The organism is Microbacterium luteum (assembly GCF_015277875.1).
In the GTDB taxonomy this organism is placed as follows: domain Bacteria; phylum Actinomycetota; class Actinomycetes; order Actinomycetales; family Microbacteriaceae; genus Microbacterium; species Microbacterium luteum.
Map to the genome: position 1 here is coordinate 2,898,451 of NZ_CP063814.1, position 21,171 is coordinate 2,919,621.

The following is a 21,171-nucleotide window of genomic DNA, read 5'->3' on the forward strand; positions in this document are numbered from 1 at the left end:
GGGCCTCAGCCGGCCGGGGGCTCCGACGGCGCTTCGCCGGGCTGACAGGTCGCGGCGAAGGTCGTCTGGGCGTTGCGGAGTCCCCATCCCTGCGCGCTCCAGTCCACCGTCACCGAGATGCCTTCGACGTACGCCGCGCCGACCGGCACCTGCCAGGTTCCCGCCTCGTGCGGCAGCGGATTGTTCTCGGCGTCGAAGTAGCGCAGCGATCCGTTGCCGAAGGTGATCGCGGCCGTGCCGCCGCCCGGGGCGTTCGACGACGAGCTCGTGCGCTGGAGCGTGCCGCCGCCGACACAAGAGGTCACCGACCATGTCGCCTGCACCTGGTAAGGCGCACTCCCCGCGCGCGACGTGACGCCCGCCCAGTCTGTGGTCGGGCCGCGCCATTGGTGCACGTAGCGCACCCGGATGCCCGGGTCGCCGTCGAAGACGCTCGTCGGCGGACCGCCGGAGAACTCGGCCGCGTTGAAGCGCGGCGGGTCCTCGTCGGAGGTGGGCAGATCGCGGATGCGCCACTCGGCGCGATTGGAGGTGACGTCGGGGCGGGCGTCGACGACGAAGGTGTACCCCCGCGGCGCGTCGTCGTCCTGCACGGCGTACACCGCCTTGGTGACGGTGACCTCGCCGAAGGACCGCCCGCCGTACGTCGAGGTCACGCACATGTCGTAGGAGTACTCCTCGCCGTCGTCCACCTCGAATTCCGCGCGGGCGCCGTCGTCGTCGGGCCGGCAGAACCTGCCCGCCTCGACGATGTCGTACCGCAGACTCGACCCCTGGCCGTTGACGGTCGCGCTGCCGGTGGCGACGATCGTGGCCGTGCCATCGCCATTGTTGGTCGCCGTCAGCGTCAGCTGGGCGTTCCGCGGCGCGCCGACGCCGTTCGCGGCGACCGTCACCGACGAGCCGGATGCGCTGCCGCCGAGGCCGGGCGGCACGTCGAAGCGCGACAGCGGGGTGACCGTGACCGTGGATGCGGCGTTCGTGCCGATGCGGTACTCCGGCACGGTGACGCGCGTGTCCCATCGCGACACGGACACGGTCGACTCGTCGCCGGACGGGCTCGTGAGGCGCAGACTGCCGGTCTCGGCGGTGTCGATGCCGGTGATCTCCAGCCGGATGACACCACCCTCGCCCGACGCGGTGGCGACCGGAGCCGCGGAGACGGCGTCGGGCGCCGGCGGCGGGTCGTAGGCCCACGCGGTCGTTCCCACCGCGCTGCGGGACTCGCCGACGCCGTTGACCGCGCGCGCCTCGTAGACCCGCTGCTCGCCGTTGGGCGCGGAGATCGCCGGGCACGTGCCATCGGCCCCGCACCGCGCCACCACCTGACCACCGCTTCGGATGACGAAGCCCGTGAGCGAGGGGTAGGCCTGTCGGGCGGCGCCCGGATCGACGCGCAGGGTGATGCGACCGTCCGCATACGCGGTCTGCGTCACCGACGCCGGCGCCCGAGGGTATCCCTGCAGATCCAGCAGCAGCGCGCCGTTGCGCTCACCCGCCGACACGCGCCCCTGAGCGTCGCGAACCGCGAAAGACGCCGAGCACGTGGCGCCGGGAGCGTCGCTCGACCACGACGCGACCACACTCGAGGCATCCGCGACCGCGAAGGTGACGCCCGTGCACGCGCCCGTCGGGGCGACGCCCACGACCTCGAGCGGCGTGCCCGGCAGGGGGTTGACCTCTCCCCCGGCGCCCACGACGTCGATCGTGCACTGCCCGCCGGAGGCCTGCGAGCACTGCTGCGTCACCGACCCGCCGCGGGGAAGCGTGGAAGGCGCCGCCCCGACCCGCAGCAGCAGGCGCGCCGACGCCACGCCCGGGTGGCTCGTGACCGACACCACCACGGCTTCCTGGCCGCCGGGCACCGCATCGTCGGCGCCCGTGATCGACAGCGTCGACCCCGACAGGGCGATCTCGAAGGCCCGACCCTCGCTGGAGACGGCGTACGAGATGCCGGCCCAGTCCTCGCGCAGCTGCCACGAGGTCATCTCGCGCAGGTCGAACGCCTCGGTCTCGCCGGGGCCGACCGTGAGCGACGCCGGGGCGAGCTCCGGCTGCGGGTCGAGGGCGACGATGGTGATGGGGACCGAGAGGTAGGTCCACTCCTGCTGGCCGACCATCCGGACCGGCACCTGGCACGCATCGGAGAAGGGGGCACCGGCACCCGCGTCGTACGTCACCTCGGTCCCCGACGCCGCCCGGCAGGCCGCCTCGGCCCGCGCACCGGCGGCGCGCACGTCGTCGCCCACCTCGAGCGAGGCGCCGCGCGGGAGCGCGACGTGATCGGCGAGATCGAACGTGACCGACTCCAGCTCGGTCACCTCCGGCGCCGGCACTCCGGCGCGCAGCGCCAGCTCGATGTCGTCGTCGCCGGGCACCCGCAGGAACGCGTAGGTGGTGACCTCCCCCGAGGCGCCCTCGCCCGTGACCGAGAACGGGATGATGCGGGTGCGCTCCGGGAGCTCGCCCCGAAGGGACGCCCCCTCCACCTCGACGTCATCGACCTCGCCCCAGAGACCGACCTCGAGCTCGCCGACGTCGCCGCCGGACCAGACGGTCTTCCCCGCGAGCACATCCACCCCGTCGGCGAAGTCGTCACGGGTCTCGACGGTGAGCACCGTGTCGTCGACGACCGGGTAGTCGGGCACGGCGTCGCGCACGACCTTGACCACGACCAGGCCCCGACCGGTGTTTCCCGACGACGAGGCCACGTCGTAGAGGAACGACATCGTGCCGACCTGCTCGCCCGCCTCGACGACGAGCGTGCGCTCTCCCGCGACATCCACCAGCGCGTCCAGCCGCGTGTACTCGGGGTTGATCGATCCGTCGGCCAGCGCCGTGGGCTGATCCGGGCGCACGGCGGTGACCTCCAGCTCCCCCCCGGTGGGGTCGATGTCGTTCGCGACGGGATCCACGCGCACGACGTTCTGGGCGCCGACCTGCACCTGCACGTAGTCGGTGAACGTGATCGGGCTCGGATTGGCCTCCGAGTCGAGCACGCCCACGCGCACGGTTCCCTCGCCGGTCTCGCCGAACTCGTCCACGACCCGGTAGCGGAACTCGTCCTGCCCGCTGTCGCCGGCGACGCTGGAGTACACCAGCGCCGTGCCGTCGGCCGAGACGGTCGCCACACCCGACGCCGGCTGCGCGATGACCGCATCGAGCCGCACGACGTCGCCGTCCGGATCCATCCCGAAGCCGTCGAAGGCGATGCGGGTGCTCTCGCCGCTGAGCACCCGGGCTTCGAGCGTGTCGGCCGACGGGGCCCGGTTGGCGTCGGAGTCGAGCACCTCGATGCGCACCGTCGCGGTGTCCTCGAGGCTCGGCGCGCCCGTGAGATAGGCGGCGTACTCCACGGTGTAGCTGCCGGGTTCGTCCGGCGCCAAGTATCGCAGGCGATCGGCGGAGGCGAAGGCCAGGGCGTCACCGGTCGACGACACGACCGACGCCGGATTCAACACCGGACGCCCGCCCGAGGGGGCGACGTCGTTCTCGAGCACGGGGATGTCCACCTGCGCGCCCGTGCGCACGACGACGGCGTCATCCACCGCGATCGGGGCCAGTTCCGGCGCGGGCGGCAGCAGGTAGACGGTGGCCTCGCCTCTGACTGAGGCGCCGCCGTCCTGGGTGCCGTCGCTCACCGTATAGGTCACGGTGCCCAGCCGGCCCGCTTCGCCCGTGGCCGTCGTTCCGGAGACGCGCAGATAGTTCTGTCCGACGCCGTCGACGCTGAGGCTCGCCCCCTCGTCGGGGCGCGCCTCGACGTCGCTGAGCAGCAGCACCCGGCGCGTGGGGTTGGACACCGCCGCGAAGACGTCGAGGGTCGCATCCTCCTGCGGGTGGACGAACGCGACGACCGGAGCGGTCGCGAGATCGGCCGGCGCGTCGGCGGCGAGCAGGGTGATGCGCGCCGTGGCGGTGGCGGAGCTGTCGCCGTCGGTGACCGTGTAATCCACCCGGTAGGTGCCGGGCTCCTCGGCGGCCACGTCGAACGTCGTGGACCCGCCGACGACGGTCGCCGTGGCTGCGGCGTCGTCGAGCACGCGCACCGACTCGAGCGAGATGGCCCCGGCCGTGCCGGTCACGTGGTCGATCACGTCGACGCTCGTCGCGGCGTCGATCGAGTCGATCACCGCGAAGGACTGCGCCGCCAGGAGCGGCTGCGGCGAGACGCGCACCATGAGCGACTTCGCGGCCGTGGCCCCCGCCGTGTCGGCGACGGTCACGATCAGTTCGATGAGCTCCTCCGTGCCGCCGCCGTCGTCGTCGTGCTGGTAGACGACCTCTCCGGCGGGTGTCGCCGCGACGTTGCCGACGCCGCTCGGGTTCTCCACCGACAGCAGCAGCAGCGGATCGCCCTCGGGGTCGACCCATCCCGGCAGCACCGGGACGGTGACCGTGCCGCCTCGCGCGACCTCCGGGGCGGGCCACGTCACCAGGCACCCCTCGACCCCGCACCAGCGCGGCGCGGTCTGCGCCTCGGGCGCTGCCACGGTGAGCGTCACGGTGGCAGGTTCGGATGCGAGCCCGTCGTCGGCGGTCCCGTCGGTCACGGCGTACGAGAACGTCGCCGAGCCGCTCGCGCCGGGCTCGGTCTGCACCGTGAGCCGTTGCCCGTCGTCGGTGATGCCGACGACGCCGAAGGCGGGGTCGAGCCCCGTGACCGACGCGGCGGCGATCGCGAGCACGTCCTCATTCGGGTCGTGGTCGTTCAGCAGCACCGGCAGGGCCGTCAGCGCACCCGCGCGCACGCCGAACGCATCGGGCTCTGCGATCGGCGGGCGGGGGTCGACCTGCACCGCGAGCTGCTCGTCGCTCGGCTCGGCATCCGGATTCACCCGGTCATCGAGCGCCCAGTTCTGACTCGACGCGACCAGCCCGCCGTCGGGAACGGTCCACACCCATCCGCTGCGGGTCTCGTTGAGGATCACCGCCCCCTGCCCCACGACGAATTCCGGCCGCCGCTGCTCCCCGAGCGTCTCGCCGGCGTAGTCGAGCGGCGTCTCGCCGTCGGCGGAACTCCAGAGCAGACCGCCCGCGGTCCCCTGCGGCAGCCACGCGGCGTACACCTCGCCATCGACGGTCACCGGCTCGGCGGGCAGGCCGAGCACCGACGTGCCGGCGCGCTCCGTGTCGGGGGCGGATCCGTCGACGGGGATGCGCACGAGCGCCGTCTCGTCGGCGACGTAGACGGAGTCGCCCTCGGCCGCGGCGCGTCCGACCACCACGGAGCCTGCCACGTCGACCGTGACCGGCTCGGCCACGCCCTGTCGCCACACCGTTCCGGTGTCGGCATCGACGAGCACCCACGACTCCCCCGCTGCCGTCATCAGCGGCTGCGCGAGGTCGCCGGCGTCGATCGGGTCGCGGACTTCGGACCGGCCCGCGGGGATGTCCCACCGCAGCACCGACCCGTCGCCGGCGGAGTAGGCGAACAGGGTGCCGTCGTCGGCGACGGCGATCGCGTCGGCGGTGTAGGGCGCATCGTCATCGCCCGCCGCGAACGGGTCGAGCTGCACCGCGTCGCCTGCGATCTCGCCCGCGAACACGGTGCCGGCGTCGGTGAGATAGGCGACGTAGTCTCCGGCGGTGGAAACGACCGTCGTGCCGGCCGGAGTCGACGGCGACGCCCGCACCGTCTCGTCGTCCAGATCGACCGGCTGTGCGCCGTCGATGGGCGTGACCTTCGACCAGCTGTCGGTGAACAGGAACGCCCCGCCGGCGTTCTGGGTGACCTCGCTCGGATTCGACACGGTGCGCACCGTGTCCAGTTCGCCGATCGCGGTGTTCACGCGGGCGTAGCGCGACCCCTCGCCCGTCTGCAGCGCCCACACGGACGCGTCGACCTCGGGGGTCTCCTGCGCGTCCAGACCCGGCCAGACGATGCCGGCCGTGAGCACGACGCCCGCGGCGGCGACGCCCGCGACGATGCCGACCAGAGTGCGGCGCCGCACGTCAGATCACCCCCGCGATCAGCAAGGATGCGACGACGCCGACCGCGCCCACGAGCGCCGCCACCGCGACGGCCCACGGCAGCATCCGCTGTCGGGCCCGCTCGGGCGACGTGAACTCGGTGTCCTCATCGCGTGCGAGCGAGGCGACGCCCGTGCGCGGCGCGGTCTTGCGGCGCACCTCCCGCTCGATGCGCGACCGGGCCGGCCCGCGCAGCGCGCTGTCGGCGAAGTCGATCGGGTCAGCGCCCGGCGCCCACTCCGACGCCGGGACCTCCAGCGGCGTCGGCGACACCCCGAGCGATTCCTGCACCGACTGCAGCGCCTCGGCGAACTCACGCGCCGAGGCATATCGCTGTGCCGGAATACGACTCATCGACCGCGCGAGCACGTCTTGCAGCGCATCCGGAACATCGGTGCGCGGGATGGGCGTGTACGACGCTCGGGCGATGCGACGGCGCAGCAGATCCTTGGAGTTCTGGCCGCGTTCACGACGTTCGAAGGGGCTGCGGCCGGCCAGCAGCGAGTAGACGGTGGCGCCCAGACTCCAGACCTCGCTCGAGATCGTGCCGGCCGTCTCCTCCGCGACCACCTCCGGCGCCGACCACGGAATCGACATCGCGAGCACCTCGTCGGCCTGCGTGCCGATGAGCGACGACGAGATGCCGAAGTCGGCCAGCACCGGGGTGCCGAAGGTCGTGACCAGGATGTTGCTGGGCTTCACGTCGCGGTGCACCAGCCCCGCGCGGTGGGCCGATTCCAACGCGGAGGCCATCCGCACCCCGATCGAGAGCACCTCGGTCACCGGCATCCGCTCGACGCGGTAGCGCTGCGACAGCGACCCGGGGCAGAACTCCATCACGATGAACGGCCTGCCGTCGGCGGAGATGCCCGCCTGGTACACGGTCACGATCGACGGATGCGCCGACAGCCGCGCGAGCACGTCGGCCTCGGCGTTGAACATGCGGCGCAGGTCTGCTTCTCGCACGTCGCTCGGCAGCACCTTGACCGCGACGTCGCGCCGGGGCATGTCCTGCTCGTAGAGGAAGACGTCGGCGAAGCCGCCCGAGCCGAGGGGACGGATGTAGGCGAGCCCCGGGAGTATCGGCGGCGCAGAAGGCAGGCGTGCGGCCACCGTTCCTCCCCCTGTTGCCCTGGCGCAAGCCCGCCCATGCTAACAAGCAGACCTGCTCGCACCGCGCATCCCGCCTCGGCGCAGGGCTCAACCCGCCCGACGCAGGGCTCAGGTCAGCGGCGGCGGATCGTCGAAGGGGGCGTCGAGGGAGCGGGTGAGCTCCTCGAGCATCGCGGCGATCTGCGGCTCGACGAGCTCGGCGACGGCCGCCTGGATGCGCAACCGGTGGTGCAGGAGGATCGAGCACACCTCTCGGCCCACCATGTTCGCGTAGTCGTCGGCCAGCCCGACCTCCTGGCGCAGCGCCGCCTTCGCCTCGTCCGTCAGCGGCGGCAGCGCCGGAACGTCGGCGTCGGCCTCCTCCGCGAGCCCGGCGATGGTGAAGAGGAAGGGCGCCCCGGGCACCGGATCCGGGTCGAGCGGCAATCCCTCGAACTCGGGGTCGAGGTCTTCGGCGGGCCGGTAGCTGCGGGCGCGGTTGCGTGCGGCCTGCTGGTCGAGCTCCGCCTGCAGCATGGGGAGGTTCCGCGCGGTGTAGTCGGCGACGGTGTGGTCGACGATCGTCTTGACCCGGGTGGAGAGGCCGTGCTGCACGCCGTGGGGCACGTCCGCACCGAGGCCGGCCGCAGACAGCACCGGAGATCCGAAGCAGCGCCGACACGGCGCGACGCGGCCGCGGTGGGTCGCCGGCTCCCAGCGGGGCAGCCAGCGCAGCCAGGCGTCCACCGCCTGGCTCACCTGCGTCTCGAGCGACCGCTCCACCCCTCCACGGTAGCCGTCCGTCCCCGATCCGACGGGGTTTGCGCCCTCCGGATTCATGCGTCGTCCTCGTCCTCCCACGACCAGTGGGGGCGGGATGCGCGCGTGCGCACGAGCGCGATACCCGCCCACGCCGCCCCGAGCGCCGCGGCGATGATGACGAGCCCGAACCAGGTCGTGGCCACGCGACCGGCCACCGCCGACGCCGCCCCGAGTCCCGACCCGGTGATCACCAGCGTGATCCACATGCCGGCGAGATAGGCGAGCCCCGTTGCGGCGGCGATCCACAGCGACGACATGTACGAGGGATGCGGTCGGCGCACGACGGTCAGCAGCGTCAGAGCGAATGCGGCGATCGACGCGGCGACGGCCACCGCCCCGGGCGCCTGACCGAGGCCGGGCATCGCGATCACGGACTCGTCGGTGACCAGGCTCGTCATGCCGAGCCCGAAGATGAGCAGCGCGAGGTCGCCGACGGTGGCGAAGACGACGGCGACGCCCGGTCGCACGGGTCCCCCGCCGGAGGCGGAGGGGTCCGGTGCGCCGGGCGTCGCGGTCACGGTCTTACGGGCGGACCAGTTGGGGTCCCGCCTCGAGGGTGCGCTCGTACTCGCGCTGCGCCTCGGTGTTGAGCTCGGTGACGCGCTTGCCGCGCGATGCGACCCACGCGCCGTACCAGATGGTCAGTTCGCGGCCGAGGACGAAGGCGACGATCGCCAGCGGGGCGAGCACCTGCTCCTCGACGAGGGCCGCGCCCTCACGGGCGGTCAGCAGCCAGAACGGCGCCTGGAAGAGCTGCCCGAGGATGTGACCGCCGTAGGACGCCAGACCCACCAGCAGGCCGAAGATCACCCACGCACCCCACCGACCGCGGTTGATGATGGCGCCCAGCAGCCAGAACGACAGGAAGAAGACGACGACAGGCACCCACAGGGATGCCGTGGCGAGCGCCTCGAGCGCATCGGTGCCGATCGTCTCGGCGGTGACCGACCCCTCGATGGCGCCGAAACCGAGCCACGCCGCGAGGTACAGCACGGCGAAGGTGAGAGCGGCGAGCACGCCGATGGCGCCGGCGGCGGCACGGTTCCCGCGCGGGCGGGGGGCTTCGGGTGCCTGAACGAAGATCGGCTGCGGGCTGGCGGCGGGCGCGACGTAGGCGGGTTCCGCGTGGGCGGGTCCGGCGTCCGCCGGCTGGGCGGCGGGCTCCTCGGCCCACGAGGGGACGTCGTAGGTCCGCTCGGTGTACGACGGCTCGTCGGCGGCGACGACCGTCTCATCGACGGGCGCGTCATAGGCCGTGGCGGCGGGCTCGTCCGAGACCGGCTCGCGGGTCACCGGCTCGGCGGTCTCCGTCGATGTCGGCTCGGCGGCGGGCTCCTGGGGATCGGGGTCGGCGGCGGCCTGCGCGGCGGCTTCCTCGCGACGGGCGGCCTCGGCGTCGGCGAGACCGGCGTTGGCCTGTCCGACCACGTCATCCACCGGGCCGGGCTCTTCGACCGGCTCCCCGTACGACGACTTGGGGTCACTCATCGTGATCGCACTCCTCACGCGGGGACGATCCCCGCAGTTGCGAAGATATCGCGGGGATGCGCGTGGGGCCCGCAGGCGTGCCGGGCGTTGCGGCACCGGATTCGTCCCGGATGCCTCCCACGCGTCACGGCATCGGATTAGGGTGTCATCATGCTGCGCCGCCACGCTTCCCGCGCCGCCCTGGCGGCGGCATCCGTGCTGGTCGCCGCCGCCCTCGCCGGGTGCGCTCCGGACCCGGCCGACACGCCGACGCCCGATCCGACCGTCAGCGCGAAAGACCCGTCCGGCCTGCCGTCGCCGATCGAGTCGATGACGCCCGGCGCGACCCCGACACCGACGGTCGAGCCCGCCGCGGCGGTGCCGAGCGACTGCGAGTCCCTGCTGAACGACGAGGTGCGTGCGCAGCTGTACGGCATCCCGCTGAACGACCCCGCGTTCGGGCCGAGCGGCGTACAGGCCGACGGGTCGCTCATCTGCATCTGGGGCGACCCGGCGGCGGATACGACGAGCCTCGTCACGACCATCGAGACTCTCTCGCGCGACCCCGCCCTCGAGCAGCTCAACGCGCTCGTCGAAGACGAGGGGTTCACGTGCTACACCCCCGACGGGGGCACGCGGTGCGAGAAGACGTGGGACAACCCGGACTATCCGGTCACCGATGGGCGCACCCTGTTCTGGCGTGCCGACCTGATGATCGACACCCGGTACTCCAACCTCGCCCCGACCGGCTACACCTCCTCGGTGATCACCTCGATCTGGGGCGAGGACTAACCCCAGACCTGGTCGGCGACCCGCGCGGCGTAGTCCTCGGGATGCCACGCGCTCTCCCGGCTCGCCACCCACACCCCGTCACGGATGCGGTGCACTTCGACCTCGCCGGATGCGGTGCGCGAGCACGTGAGCGACGTCTCGGTGGTGTCGCACGTGAAGCCCTGTCCGCGCAGGGCCGCGTCGGCGACGGTCACCGCGTCGTCGGCGACGGTCGCGAGCGTCGTCGTGATGGTGCCGTACTCCGAGCGCCATCCGCACGTGACGGCCACGACGGGTGCCAGCAGATCGTTCAGCCCCTCCACCGCCGTGACGGGCGCGGCGCCGGTCTGCGACAGCAGGGCGTCCGGACTCCACACGAGCTCGGCCCACAGGTCGTCGGCGTAGAGCGCGCGGCAGTCGATGTCGGAGAAGTCCTCGGCCGTGATGACCTCGGCAGGGGGCACCGTCGGCTCGGCCTGCACGTTCTGAGCACTGCCGAACCGGAGGGCATCGCCGATGAATCCCACGACGCCGGGAACCTGCGGGGCGGCGAGCCACCCGAGCGCACCGACCACGGCGAGGCAGATCATCCCGATGGGTACGGCGAGCCACAGGCTCCGTCCGCCCGTGCGCGCCATCCGTCGACCCCTTCCGTCGCGCCTTCCACCGTACGTCGGAACGACGACGGGCCCCGGCATTGCCGGGGCCCGTCGTCGTTCGTGGATTCAGCTCAGTTGTAGTTGCCGCTGAAGTCGTCCGTGGAGAAGCTGTCGAAGTCGACGTAGCTCAGGTCGGTGTCGCTGTAGGCACCGTCCGACGCGAAGATACGGTTGGGGTACCGCTCGCTCTTCGCCTCTTCGGTGGCCTCGACCGTCACGTTGCGGTACTTCGCGAGCCCCGTGCCGGCCGGGATCAGCTTTCCGATGATCACGTTCTCCTTCAGGCCCACCAGCGGGTCGCTCTTGCCCTCCATCGCAGCCTGCGTCAGCACGCGCGTCGTCTCCTGGAACGACGCGGCCGACAGCCACGACTCGGTCGCGAGCGACGCCTTGGTGATACCCATGAGCTCCGGGCGGCCCGAAGCGGGACGCTGACCCTGGGTCACGGCCTCACGGTTGATCTGCTGGTACCGCTTGAAGTCGACCATCTCACCGGGCAGCAGCGGGGTGTCGCCGTGGTCGACCACGGTGACCTTCCGCAGCATCTGGCGCACGATGACCTCGATGTGCTTGTCGTGGATCGGCACACCCTGCGAGCGGTACACGCCCTGCACGCCGCCGACGAGGTACTTCTGCACCTCGCGGGCACCCTGCACGCGCATGATCTCCTTCGGGTCGAGCGTGCCGACCTGGAGGGGCTGACCGACGGTGACATGCTGGCCGTCTTCGACGAGCAGCGTCGCGCGCTTGAGCACCGGGTAGACGTGCGGCTCGTCGCCGTTGTCGGGCGTGAGGATGACCTTCTTGCTCTTCTCGGTCTCGTCGATCGTGATGCGTCCGTCGGACTCGGCGATCGGCGAGGCACCCTTCGGGGTACGCGCCTCGAACAGCTCCTGCACGCGGGGCAGACCCTGCGTGATGTCATCCGCCGACGCCGAACCACCCGTGTGGAAGGTGCGCATCGTCAGCTGGGTACCGGGCTCACCGATCGACTGGGCCGCGATGATGCCGACGGCCTCGCCGATGTCCACCAGCGAGCCGGTGGCCAGCGAACGGCCGTAGCACTGCGCGCAGACACCGACCGCGGAATCGCAGGTCAGCACCGAGCGCACCTTGATGCTCTCGACACCGGCCGCGATGAGCTGGTTGATCTCGGGGTCGCCGACATCCGAACCCGCCTCGAGCACGACCGCGCCCTTCGCATCGACCGCGTCGACGGCCAGGGTGCGGGCGAACACCGAGTTCTCGACGTTCGGGTCGCGCACGAGCTCGCCGTCGGAATCGGCGGCTGCGATGACGAACTCCAGACCCTTGTTCGTGCCGCAGTCCTCTTCGCGGATGATGACATCCTGCGAGACGTCGACGAGGCGACGCGTGAGGTAACCGGAGTCCGCGGTGCGGAGGGCGGTGTCGGCCAGGCCCTTGCGGGCACCGTGCGTGGCGATGAAGTACTCCGCCACCGACAGGCCCTCGCGGTACGAGGAGATGATCGGGCGCGGGATGATCTCACCCTTGGGGTTGTTCACCAGGCCACGCATACCCGCGATATTGCGGATCTGCAGCCAGTTACCACGTGCACCCGAGGACACCATGCGGTTGATGGTGTTGCTCTCCGGGAAGTGCGCGCGCATCGCCTTCTGCACCTCGTCGGTCGCCTCGGTCCAGATCTGGATGAGCTCCTGACGACGCTCGGCGTCGGTGATGAGGCCCTTCTCGAACTGCGACTGCGCCTTGGCGGCCTGCTTCTCGTGCTTGGCGACGATCTCGCGCTTCTCCGGCGGGGTGAGGATGTCGCTCAGCGCGACCGTCACACCCGAACGCGTGGCCCAGTAGAAGCCGGCGTCCTTGATGCGGTCGAGGGTCGCGGCGACCTCCACCTTGGGGTACTCCTCGGCGAGCTTGTTCACGATCTGCGACAGCTTGCCCTTGTCGGCCTGCTCGCGCACGAACGGGTAGCCCTTGGGCAGGGCGTCGTTGAAGATCGCCTGGCCGAGCGAGGCATCCAGCAGCCCGTGACGGTCGTAGCCCTCGGGCGCTTCGCCCTCGAGGAACGTCAGCCCCGGAACCCGGATGCGCACCTTGGCCTGCAGGTCGAGGGTGCCCTCGTCCTTGGCCATGATCGCCTCGGAGACCGAGCCGAAGACGCGGCCTTCGCCGGTCGCACCCTCGATGACCGTGGTCAGGTGGTGCAGACCGATGATCATGTCCTGCGAGGGCAGGGTCACCGGGCGACCGTCCGACGGCTTCAGGATGTTGTTCGACGCGAGCATCAGCACGCGGGCCTCGGCCTGCGCCTCGACCGACAGCGGCAGGTGCACGGCCATCTGGTCGCCGTCGAAGTCGGCGTTGAACGCCGCGCACACGAGCGGGTGGAGCTGGATGGCCTTGCCCTCGACGAGCTGCGGCTCGAAGGCCTGGATGCCGAGGCGGTGCAGCGTGGGGGCACGGTTCAGCAGAACCGGACGCTCACGGATGATCTCCTCGAGCACGTCCCAGACCTCGGGGCGGTAGCGCTCGACGGCACGCTTGGCGGCCTTGATGTTCTGCGAGTGACCGAGGTCGATCAGGCGCTTGATGACGAACGGCTTGAACAGCTCCAGCGCCATCTGCTTGGGCAGACCGCACTGGTGCAGCTGCAGGCGCGGCCCCACGACGATGACCGAACGGCCCGAGTAGTCCACGCGCTTTCCGAGCAGATTCTGGCGGAAGCGCCCCTGCTTTCCCTTCAGCATGTCGCTGAGGGACTTCAGGGCGCGGTTGCCGGTGCCGGTGACGGGGCGGCCGCGACGACCGTTGTCGAACAGCGCGTCGACGGCCTCCTGCAGCATCCGCTTCTCGTTGTTGACGATGATCTCGGGTGCACCGAGGTCGATCAGGCGACGGAGGCGGTTGTTGCGGTTGATCACGCGGCGGTACAGGTCGTTCAGGTCGGAGGTCGCGAAGCGGCCGCCGTCGAGCTGAACCATCGGGCGGAGCTCCGGCGGGATGACCGGGACGACATCCAGCACCATCGCCGACGGGTTCATGCCCGTCTGCAGGAAGGAGTTGACGACCTTCAGGCGCTTGATCGCGCGGATCTTGCGCTGGCCCTTGCCCTCGGCGATCTGCAGGTGCAGGCTCTCAGCCTCGGCACGCAGGTCGAACGCCGACAGGCGGCGCTGGATCGACTCGGCACCCATGTGCGCCTCGAAGTACTGCCCGAAGCGGTCCTGCAGCTCGTGGAAGATCTCGTCCTCGCCCTTGAGCGAGCCGACCTCCAGCGTGCGGAATTCCTCCCACACGCGCTCGAGCTTGGCGATGGAGTCGTCCGCGTTCTTGCGGATCGAGGTCATCTCCTTCTCGGCGGCGTCCTTGACCTTCTTCTTCTGGTCGGCCTTGGCGCCCTCCTCCTCGAGCGAGGCGAGCTCCTCCTCCAGCTTCTGCAGCCGGGTCGCGATGCGCGCATCCCGACGGTCGCCGAGGTTCTTCATCTCCAGGCGGAGGTTGTTCTCATGCGTGGGGAGGTCGCGGTGACGCGCCTCCTCGTCGACCGAGATCACCATGTAGGCGGCGAAGTAGATGACCTTCTCGAGGTCCTTCGGCGCCATGTCGAGCAGGTAGCCCAGGCGCGAGGGCACGCCCTTGAAGTACCAGATGTGAGTGACCGGGGCGGCCAGTTCGATGTGGCCCATCCGCTCGCGACGCACGGAGGACTTGGTGACCTCCACGCCGCAGCGCTCGCAGACGATGCCCTTGAAGCGGACGCGCTTGTACTTGCCGCACGAGCACTCCCAGTCGCGGCTGGGTCCGAAGATCTGCTCGCCGAACAGACCGTCCTTCTCGGGCTTCAGGGTGCGGTAGTTGATGGTCTCGGGCTTCTTGACCTCGCCGTAGGACCAGCGACGGATGTCGTCGGCGGTGGCCAGGCCGATGCGAAGCTCGTCAAAAGTTGTTGCGTCGAGCACGTGTGTTTACTCCTGTGAGATTCCGGTGATCGAGTAGCCGCGACGCGGCGTATCGAGATCAGTGGGTCGGATGCCGCGGGTCAGATCTCGTCGATCGACGAAGACTCGAACCGGGTGGAGATGTTGATGCCGAGCTCCTCCGCTGCGCGGAAGGCGTCGTCATCGGTGTCACGGAGGTTGACCGCCGTGCCGTCCGCCGAGAGCACCTCGACGTTCAGGCAGAGCGACTGCATCTCCTTCATGAGCACCTTGAAGGACTCGGGGATGCCGGGCTCCTGGATGTTCTCGCCCTTGACGATCGACTCGTACACCTTGACGCGGCCGAGGATGTCGTCGGACTTGATCGTGAGGAGCTCCTGCAGCGCGTACGCGGCGCCGTAGGCCTCGAGGGCCCACACCTCCATCTCACCGAAGCGCTGACCGCCGAACTGCGCCTTGCCACCGAGCGGCTGCTGGGTGATCATCGAGTACGGACCCGTCGAACGCGCGTGGATCTTGTCGTCGACGAGGTGGTGCAGCTTCAGGATGTACATGTAGCCGACGGAGATCGGTGCCGGGAACGGCTCGCCCGAGCGACCGTCGAACAGCTGCGTCTTTCCGCTGGAGTCGATCATGCGGTCGCCGTCGCGGTTGGGCAGCGTCGAGTCGAGCAGACCGACGAGCTCCGACTCGAAGGCGCCGTCGAACACCGGGGTGGCGACCTTCGTGCCCGGGGCGGCCTCGCGGGCCTGCTCCGGCAGCTGGGCGGCCCACTCGGGGGTGCCCTCGACCTTCCAGCCCTGCTTGGCGATCCATCCGAGGTGCAGTTCCAGCACCTGGCCGAAGTTCATTCGACCGGGGATGCCGAGAGGGTTCAGCACGATGTCCACCGGGGTGCCGTCCGGCAGGAACGGCATGTCCTCGACGGGGAGGATCTTCGCGATGACGCCCTTGTTGCCGTGGCGGCCGGCGAGCTTGTCGCCCTCGGTGATCTTGCGCTTCTGGGCGATGTAGACCACGACGCGGCGGTTGACGCCCGAGCCCAGCTCGTCGTCGCCCTCCTCGGCGTCGAACTCCTTGACGGCGATGATCGTGCCCTGCTCACCGTGGGGAACCTTCAGCGACGTGTCGCGCACCTCGCGGCTCTTCTCGTTGAAGATCGCGCGGAGCAGGCGCTCCTCGGCCGAGAGCTCCGTCTCACCCTTGGGCGTGACCTTGCCGACGAGGATGTCGCCGGGACGCACCTCGGCGCCGATGCGGATGATGCCGCGCTCGTCGAGGTCCTTCAGCAGGTCGGGGCTCACGTTGGGGAGGTCACGGGTGATCTCCTCCTTGCCGAGCTTGGTGTCGCGGGCGTCGACCTCGTACTCCTCGATGTGGATCGAGGAGAGGGTGTCTTCCTTCACCAGGTCCTGGCTGAGGATGATCGCATCCTCGAAGTTGTGACCCTCCCACGTCATGAACGCCACGAGGAGGTTCTTGCCGAGCGCCAGCTCGCCGTTCTCGGTCGCGGGACCGTCGGCGATGACCTCGCCGGCCTCGATGCGGTCACCCGCGGAGACGACGACGCGCTGGTTGTAGCTGGTGCCCTGGTTGGAGCGGTCGAACTTGCGCAGGTAGTAGTCCTGCGTGCCGCCCTCGTCGAGCTGCACGGTCACGACGTCGGCCGAGACCTCCATGACCACACCCGGCTTCTGCGCGGTGATGACGTCTCCGGCGTCGACGGCGGCGTAGCCCTCCATGCCGGTGCCGACCAGGGGCGAGTCGCTGCGCAGCAGCGGCACGGCCTGACGCTGCATGTTCGCACCCATGAGGGCGCGGTTGGCGTCGTCGTGCTCGAGGAACGGGATGAGCGAGGTCGCGACCGACACCATCTGGCGCGGCGAGACATCCATGTAGCCGATGTCCTCGGCGGGCACGAGCTCGACCTCGCCGCCCTTCGAGCGGGCGAGGACGCGGGTCTCCTCGAAGTGACCGTCGGACTTCAGCGGCGCGTTGGCCTGGGCGACGATGAAGTCTTCCTCCTCCGCGGCGGTGAGGTACTGGATATCGTCGGTGACGCGGCCGTTCTCGACCTTGCGGTACGGCGTCTCGATGAAGCCGAACGCGTTGATGCGCGCGAACGAGGCGAGCGAGCCGATGAGGCCGATGTTCGGGCCTTCCGGCGTCTCGATCGGGCACATGCGGCCGTAGTGCGAGGGGTGCACGTCGCGCACCTCGACGCCGGCGCGCTCACGGGAGAGGCCGCCGGGGCCGAGGGCCGACAGACGGCGCTTGTGGGTCAGGCCCGCGAGCGGGTTGTTCTGATCCATGAACTGCGACAGCTGCGAGGTGCCGAAGAACTCCTTGATCGCGGCGACGACGGGGCGCACGTTGATCAGGGTCTGCGGCGTGATCGCCTCGATGTCCTGCGTGGTCATTCGCTCGCGGACGACGCGCTCCATGCGGGACAGACCGGTGCGGACCTGGTTCTGGATGAGCTCGCCGACCGCGCGGATGCGGCGGTTGCCGAAGTTGTCGATGTCGTCGACGTCCATGCGGATCTCGACCTCGTTGCCGGCGCGGGTGCCGGTGAAGGTCGTGTCGCCGCGGTGCAGGCGGACCAGGTACTTGATCGTCGCGACGATGTCGTCGACGGTCAGCACCGAGTCGGTCAGCTCGCCCTCGAGGCCCAGCTTGCGGTTGATCTTGTAGCGACCCACCTTGGCGAGGTCGTACCGCTTCGGGTTGAAGTAGAAGTTGTCCAGCAGCGCACGAGCGGCCTCGGCGGCGACCTGCTCACCCGGACGGAGCTTGCGGTAGATGTCGCGGAGCGCATCCTCCTTGGTGAGGATGGTGTCCTTCTCGAGCGTCTCCTCGATCGAGGTGAAGCCGGCGAACTCGTTCAGGATGTCTTCGCTGGTGAGGCCGAGGGCCTTCAGGAAGACGGTGACCGACTGCTTGCGCTTGCGGTCGATGCGCACGCCGACCTGGTCGCGCTTGTCGATCTCGAACTCGAGCCAGGCGCCGCGCGACGGGATGACGCGGGCCGAGACGATGTCCTTGTCACTGGTCTTGTCGGGGGTCTTGTCGAAGTAGACGCCCGGCGAGCGAACCAGCTGCGAGACGACGACGCGCTCGGTGCCGTTGATGATGAACGTGCCCTTGTCGGTCTGGAGCGGGAAGTCGCCCATGAAGACCGTCTGGGTCTTGATCTCACCGGTCTGGTGGTTCATGAACTCGGCCTCGACGTAGAGCGGGGCAGCGTACGTCTTGCCGCGCTCCTTGCACTCCTCGATGGAGTACTTCTCGGGCTCGAGGTAGGGGTTCGTGAACGACAGCTGCATCGTCTCGGAGAGGTCCTCGATCGGCGAGATCTCCTCGAAGATCTCCTCGAGACCGCTCTGCAGGGCGACGTCGGTGCGGCCCGCGGCCTGCGCCTCGGCGAGGCGGTCGCGCCACGCCTCGTTGCCGACCAGCCAGTCGAAGGACTCGGTCTGCAGCGCCAGCAGGTCGGGGACCGTCAGCGTGTCGGAGACTTTGGCGAACGAGAGACGGGAAGCTCCGCGTCCGTTCTTGGGGGTGGTGGTGGATGCGTTGCTCGCAGCAGCCAAGGGGATTACCTCCGTGGGCCCGGGCGGGGCCTGTTTCCTTGTCGTCAGGTGGAGTGCTCAGTCGTCCCCGAAGTCCGCGAGCCGCACGCCGCTTCGTGTCGATCTCGTGAAGCGGGGGCACACGGACACCGCCGACCACCATATGAGGGCAGGGGGAATCCAAAGCGCAAAGACTCACTATACGCCCCGCGACGCGCCATGTCCAGCCGATCCTTGACCCGGCCCGTCCGGTGGGGTATAAACCGCTCATGACTGGGGGTTCGCCCGTCATCCGCACGCCTGACCAGCGGATACGGGTGTTCGTGAGTTCGACCCTGCGCGAGCTGCAGGGCGAGCGCCGTGCCGCCCGCGCAGCCATCGAGCGTCTGCGCCTGGCGCCGGTGATGTTCGAGCTCGGCGCCCGACCGCATCCACCCCGCACCCTTTATCGCTCCTATCTCGCCCAGAGCGACGTCTTCGTCGGGATCTATCACGCCAGTTACGGCTGGGTGGCACCGGGAGAGGACGTGTCCGGACTCGAAGACGAGTACAACCTCTCCCCGCCCACTCTGCCCAAGCTGATCTACGTCAAATCCGCTGATCACCGGGACGAACGCCTGAATCGCCTGCTGGAACGCATCCGCGACGACAACACCGCCGCCTACCTGCCCTTCGACGACCCAGCCGATCTCGAGGAGCAGATCGCGGCAGACCTCGCCACCCTGCTCGCCGAGCGCTTCGCGCAGTCGCAGGAGGCGGGTACCGGCACGGAGGCCGCCACCGCGGCCCTGCTCTCGCGCGTGCCCGCCCCCGCGACGACGACGATCGGCCGGGACGATGACATCGCACGGTTGCGCTGCTTGCTCGCGGAGGGGTCCGACCGCGTGCTCAGCCTGATCGGCCCGGGCGGGATCGGCAAGAGCCGCCTCGCGACCGAGACCGCCAGAGCCTGCGAAGACCTCTTCCCCGACGGCGTCTACTTCGTCGCCCTCGAAGGTGTGCTGGAACCAGCCCTGCTGCTGCCGACGATCGGCTACGCACTGGGCATCCGCGACAACGGCGAGGCACCGCTGGAGGATCGCATCTCGCGGTCGCTGGAGTCCAGACGAGTGCTCGTCGTGCTCGACAACTTCGAGCAGATCGTCGATGCCGCTCCGGCGCTCGTGAGACTGTCCGCGGCCGCCCCGAGCGCCCGCTTCCTGGTCTCCAGCAGAGTCGTGCTGCGCATTCGGGGCGAGCGCGTCTACGACGTCGATTCGCTGCCGTTCCCGGACGCCGGCACGGTGAGCACGCTGTCCCGCGCGGAGACGTGCGACGCCTGCGCGCTGTTCGTCGATCGCGCTCGCGCCGCCGACCCGGGCTTCGCTCTGACCGAGGACAACGCCGCCGCCGTGATCGACATCTGCCGCCGTCTGGACGGGCTGCCACTGGCGATCGAGCTGGCCGCCGCCAAGGCGCGCCTGCTCACGCCGCAGGTCATGGCTCAACGACTCGAGCGACGCCTGCCGGTGTTGAGCGCGACGGTGCGCGACATGCCGGACCGCCACCGCACCCTCCGCGCGACGCTGGACTGGAGTGTCGACCTGCTCGCCCCTGCGCAGCGCGCTCTCCTGGAGGATCTCGGCGTCTTCGGCCCGCGGTTCGGTATCGAAGCGGTCGAGGCGATCGGGGCGGGGCGCAGCTGGGAGGGCGAGGAGATCGACGCGATCGCCGCTCTCGTCGACGCCTCGCTGGTGCGCCGCGTCGCCATCGGCGGCCGTGTCGTGCTGTCCTTGCTGTCCATCGTGCGCGAGTACTCGCTCGCGCGACTGAAGGAGCGCGGCGACGCCGATCTGATGCGCGAGCGTCACGCCGACCACTACGTGGCCCTGGCCGCGCGTGTGGCGCCGGATCTGCGGGGAGCCGGTCAGACCGCAGCCCTGGGACTTCTCGGCATCGAACTGTCGAACCTGCGGGCGGCCGTCCGTCACCTCGTCTACATCGACCGACTGGATGACGCCGCCGACCTCGCCTGGAGCCTGCTCATCTACTGGTGGATCATGGGGTTGTTCGCAGGCGTGCGCATGTGGATGCTCGAGCTCCTCGACAAGCAGCAGCCGATCAGCCCGCACACCCGGGCGGTGGCCTGGTTCTTCGCGCTCTGGGGCGAGATGTGGCAGCGCCCGGCACCGGAGGTCGTCGCCGGTCTCGCCGAATGCGTGCGCCTGTTCACCGAAAGCGGCGACGAGGACGCAGCGGCGATGGCGGTCGCTGCGCGAGCGACGGCGCGCGTGCAGCTGCCCGACCCCGATCTCGATGCCGCCGAGCGGGAGCTGACCGAGGCTGTGGCATCCCTGCGGCAGCTCGGCAACGGGTGGGGCGAGGCGATCAGCCAGGTATCCCTGGGCCGCGTGGCATGGCTCCGACATTCCCTCGACGGGGCCATCGACCATTTCGAGCGCGCCGCCGACATCGCCGAGCGCGGCGGCGACCGCTTCACAGGGTCAATCGCCGGAAATCAGATCGGTCGGCTCCTGCTCGTGCGGGGAGAGACCGACCAGGCCGAGGGGGTGTTCCGCCGCACCCTGGTCGACGCTGTGCGCCTGCATCACGAAGAGGGCGTCGCCTACGGCCTCGAGGGCCTTTGCGCCATCGCGGCCGCACGTGGCGACGCCGAACGAGCCGGCGAGCTTTCGGCCGCCGCGGCCGCTATCCGTCACCGGATCGGCGTCTTCGACGTCGAGGCCTTCACCGTGCATTCACTGTCGCTGGATGCGGCGCGCGCGGCAGCGCCGGAGGAGGTCGCGGCGGGCGAGCACCGCGGCGCGTCGTTGAGTCTCGCCGAGGCGGTCGCGTGCGCTCTCCCACCCTCGGACCGGGCCATCCTCGCCGACACGCTCGCGGTGTGGTGAC

10 protein-coding genes are annotated in these 21,171 nt (G+C 70.2%); 2 read left to right on the forward strand and 8 right to left on the reverse strand.

Annotation, left to right across the window (positions count from 1 at the left end):
* Window positions 1–5: 5 nt before the first annotated feature.
* The 5 genes from IM777_RS14195 to IM777_RS17455 form a co-directional block, all read right to left on the reverse strand.
* Window positions 6–5,954, reverse strand: a complete 5,949-nt coding sequence (locus IM777_RS14195) for an Ig-like domain-containing protein (RefSeq protein WP_194383815.1) — start codon at window positions 5,952–5,954, stop codon at window positions 6–8.
* A gap of 1 nt (window position 5,955) precedes the next feature.
* A complete protein-coding gene (locus IM777_RS14200; protein ID WP_194383816.1) occupies window positions 5,956–7,086 on the reverse strand; it encodes a serine/threonine-protein kinase in 1,131 nt (376 codons plus the stop codon).
* Window positions 7,087–7,194: 108 nt separating this feature from the next.
* On the reverse strand, window positions 7,195–7,848 hold the full coding sequence (locus IM777_RS14205; protein ID WP_071044905.1) for a spermidine/putrescine ABC transporter substrate-binding protein: 654 nt from the start codon (window positions 7,846–7,848) through the stop codon (window positions 7,195–7,197).
* Window positions 7,849–7,901: 53 nt separating this feature from the next.
* A complete protein-coding gene (locus tag IM777_RS14210) occupies window positions 7,902–8,405 on the reverse strand; it encodes a hypothetical protein (protein WP_228480830.1) in 504 nt (167 codons plus the stop codon).
* A 4-nt stretch (window positions 8,406–8,409) separates the two neighbouring features.
* Window positions 8,410–9,375 (reverse strand): ABC transporter, encoded by a 966-nt coding sequence (locus IM777_RS17455; protein ID WP_194383817.1) that lies wholly within the window; start codon window positions 9,373–9,375, stop codon window positions 8,410–8,412.
* Between the two features lie 150 nt (window positions 9,376–9,525).
* Here IM777_RS17455 and IM777_RS14220 point away from each other — a divergent pair, with 150 nt between their 5' ends.
* Complete coding sequence (locus tag IM777_RS14220) at window positions 9,526–10,146, forward strand: hypothetical protein (protein WP_194383818.1); 621 nt, start codon at window positions 9,526–9,528, stop codon at window positions 10,144–10,146.
* On the opposite strand, the gene IM777_RS14225 is transcribed toward IM777_RS14220, so the two are convergent.
* From IM777_RS14225 to rpoB, 3 genes are all read right to left on the reverse strand, one after another.
* Window positions 10,143–10,763, reverse strand: coding sequence for a hypothetical protein (locus tag IM777_RS14225; protein ID WP_194383819.1), 621 nt, complete (start codon window positions 10,761–10,763; stop codon window positions 10,143–10,145). The genes IM777_RS14220 and IM777_RS14225 overlap by 4 nt on opposite strands.
* A 92-nt stretch (window positions 10,764–10,855) precedes the next feature.
* Window positions 10,856–14,728, reverse strand: a complete 3,873-nt coding sequence (rpoC, locus tag IM777_RS14230) for a DNA-directed RNA polymerase subunit beta' (protein WP_194383820.1) — start codon at window positions 14,726–14,728, stop codon at window positions 10,856–10,858.
* Window positions 14,729–14,808: 80 nt separating this feature from the next.
* On the reverse strand, window positions 14,809–18,300 hold the full coding sequence (gene rpoB / locus IM777_RS14235; RefSeq protein WP_194383821.1) for a DNA-directed RNA polymerase subunit beta: 3,492 nt from the start codon (window positions 18,298–18,300) through the stop codon (window positions 14,809–14,811).
* A 248-nt stretch (window positions 18,301–18,548) separates the two neighbouring features.
* Between rpoB and IM777_RS14240 the strand changes: the two genes are divergently transcribed.
* Window positions 18,549–21,170: a DUF4062 domain-containing protein gene (locus IM777_RS14240; RefSeq protein WP_194383822.1), complete on the forward strand. Its 2,622-nt coding sequence runs from the start codon at window positions 18,549–18,551 to the stop codon at window positions 21,168–21,170.
* Window position 21,171 lies beyond the last annotated feature (1 nt).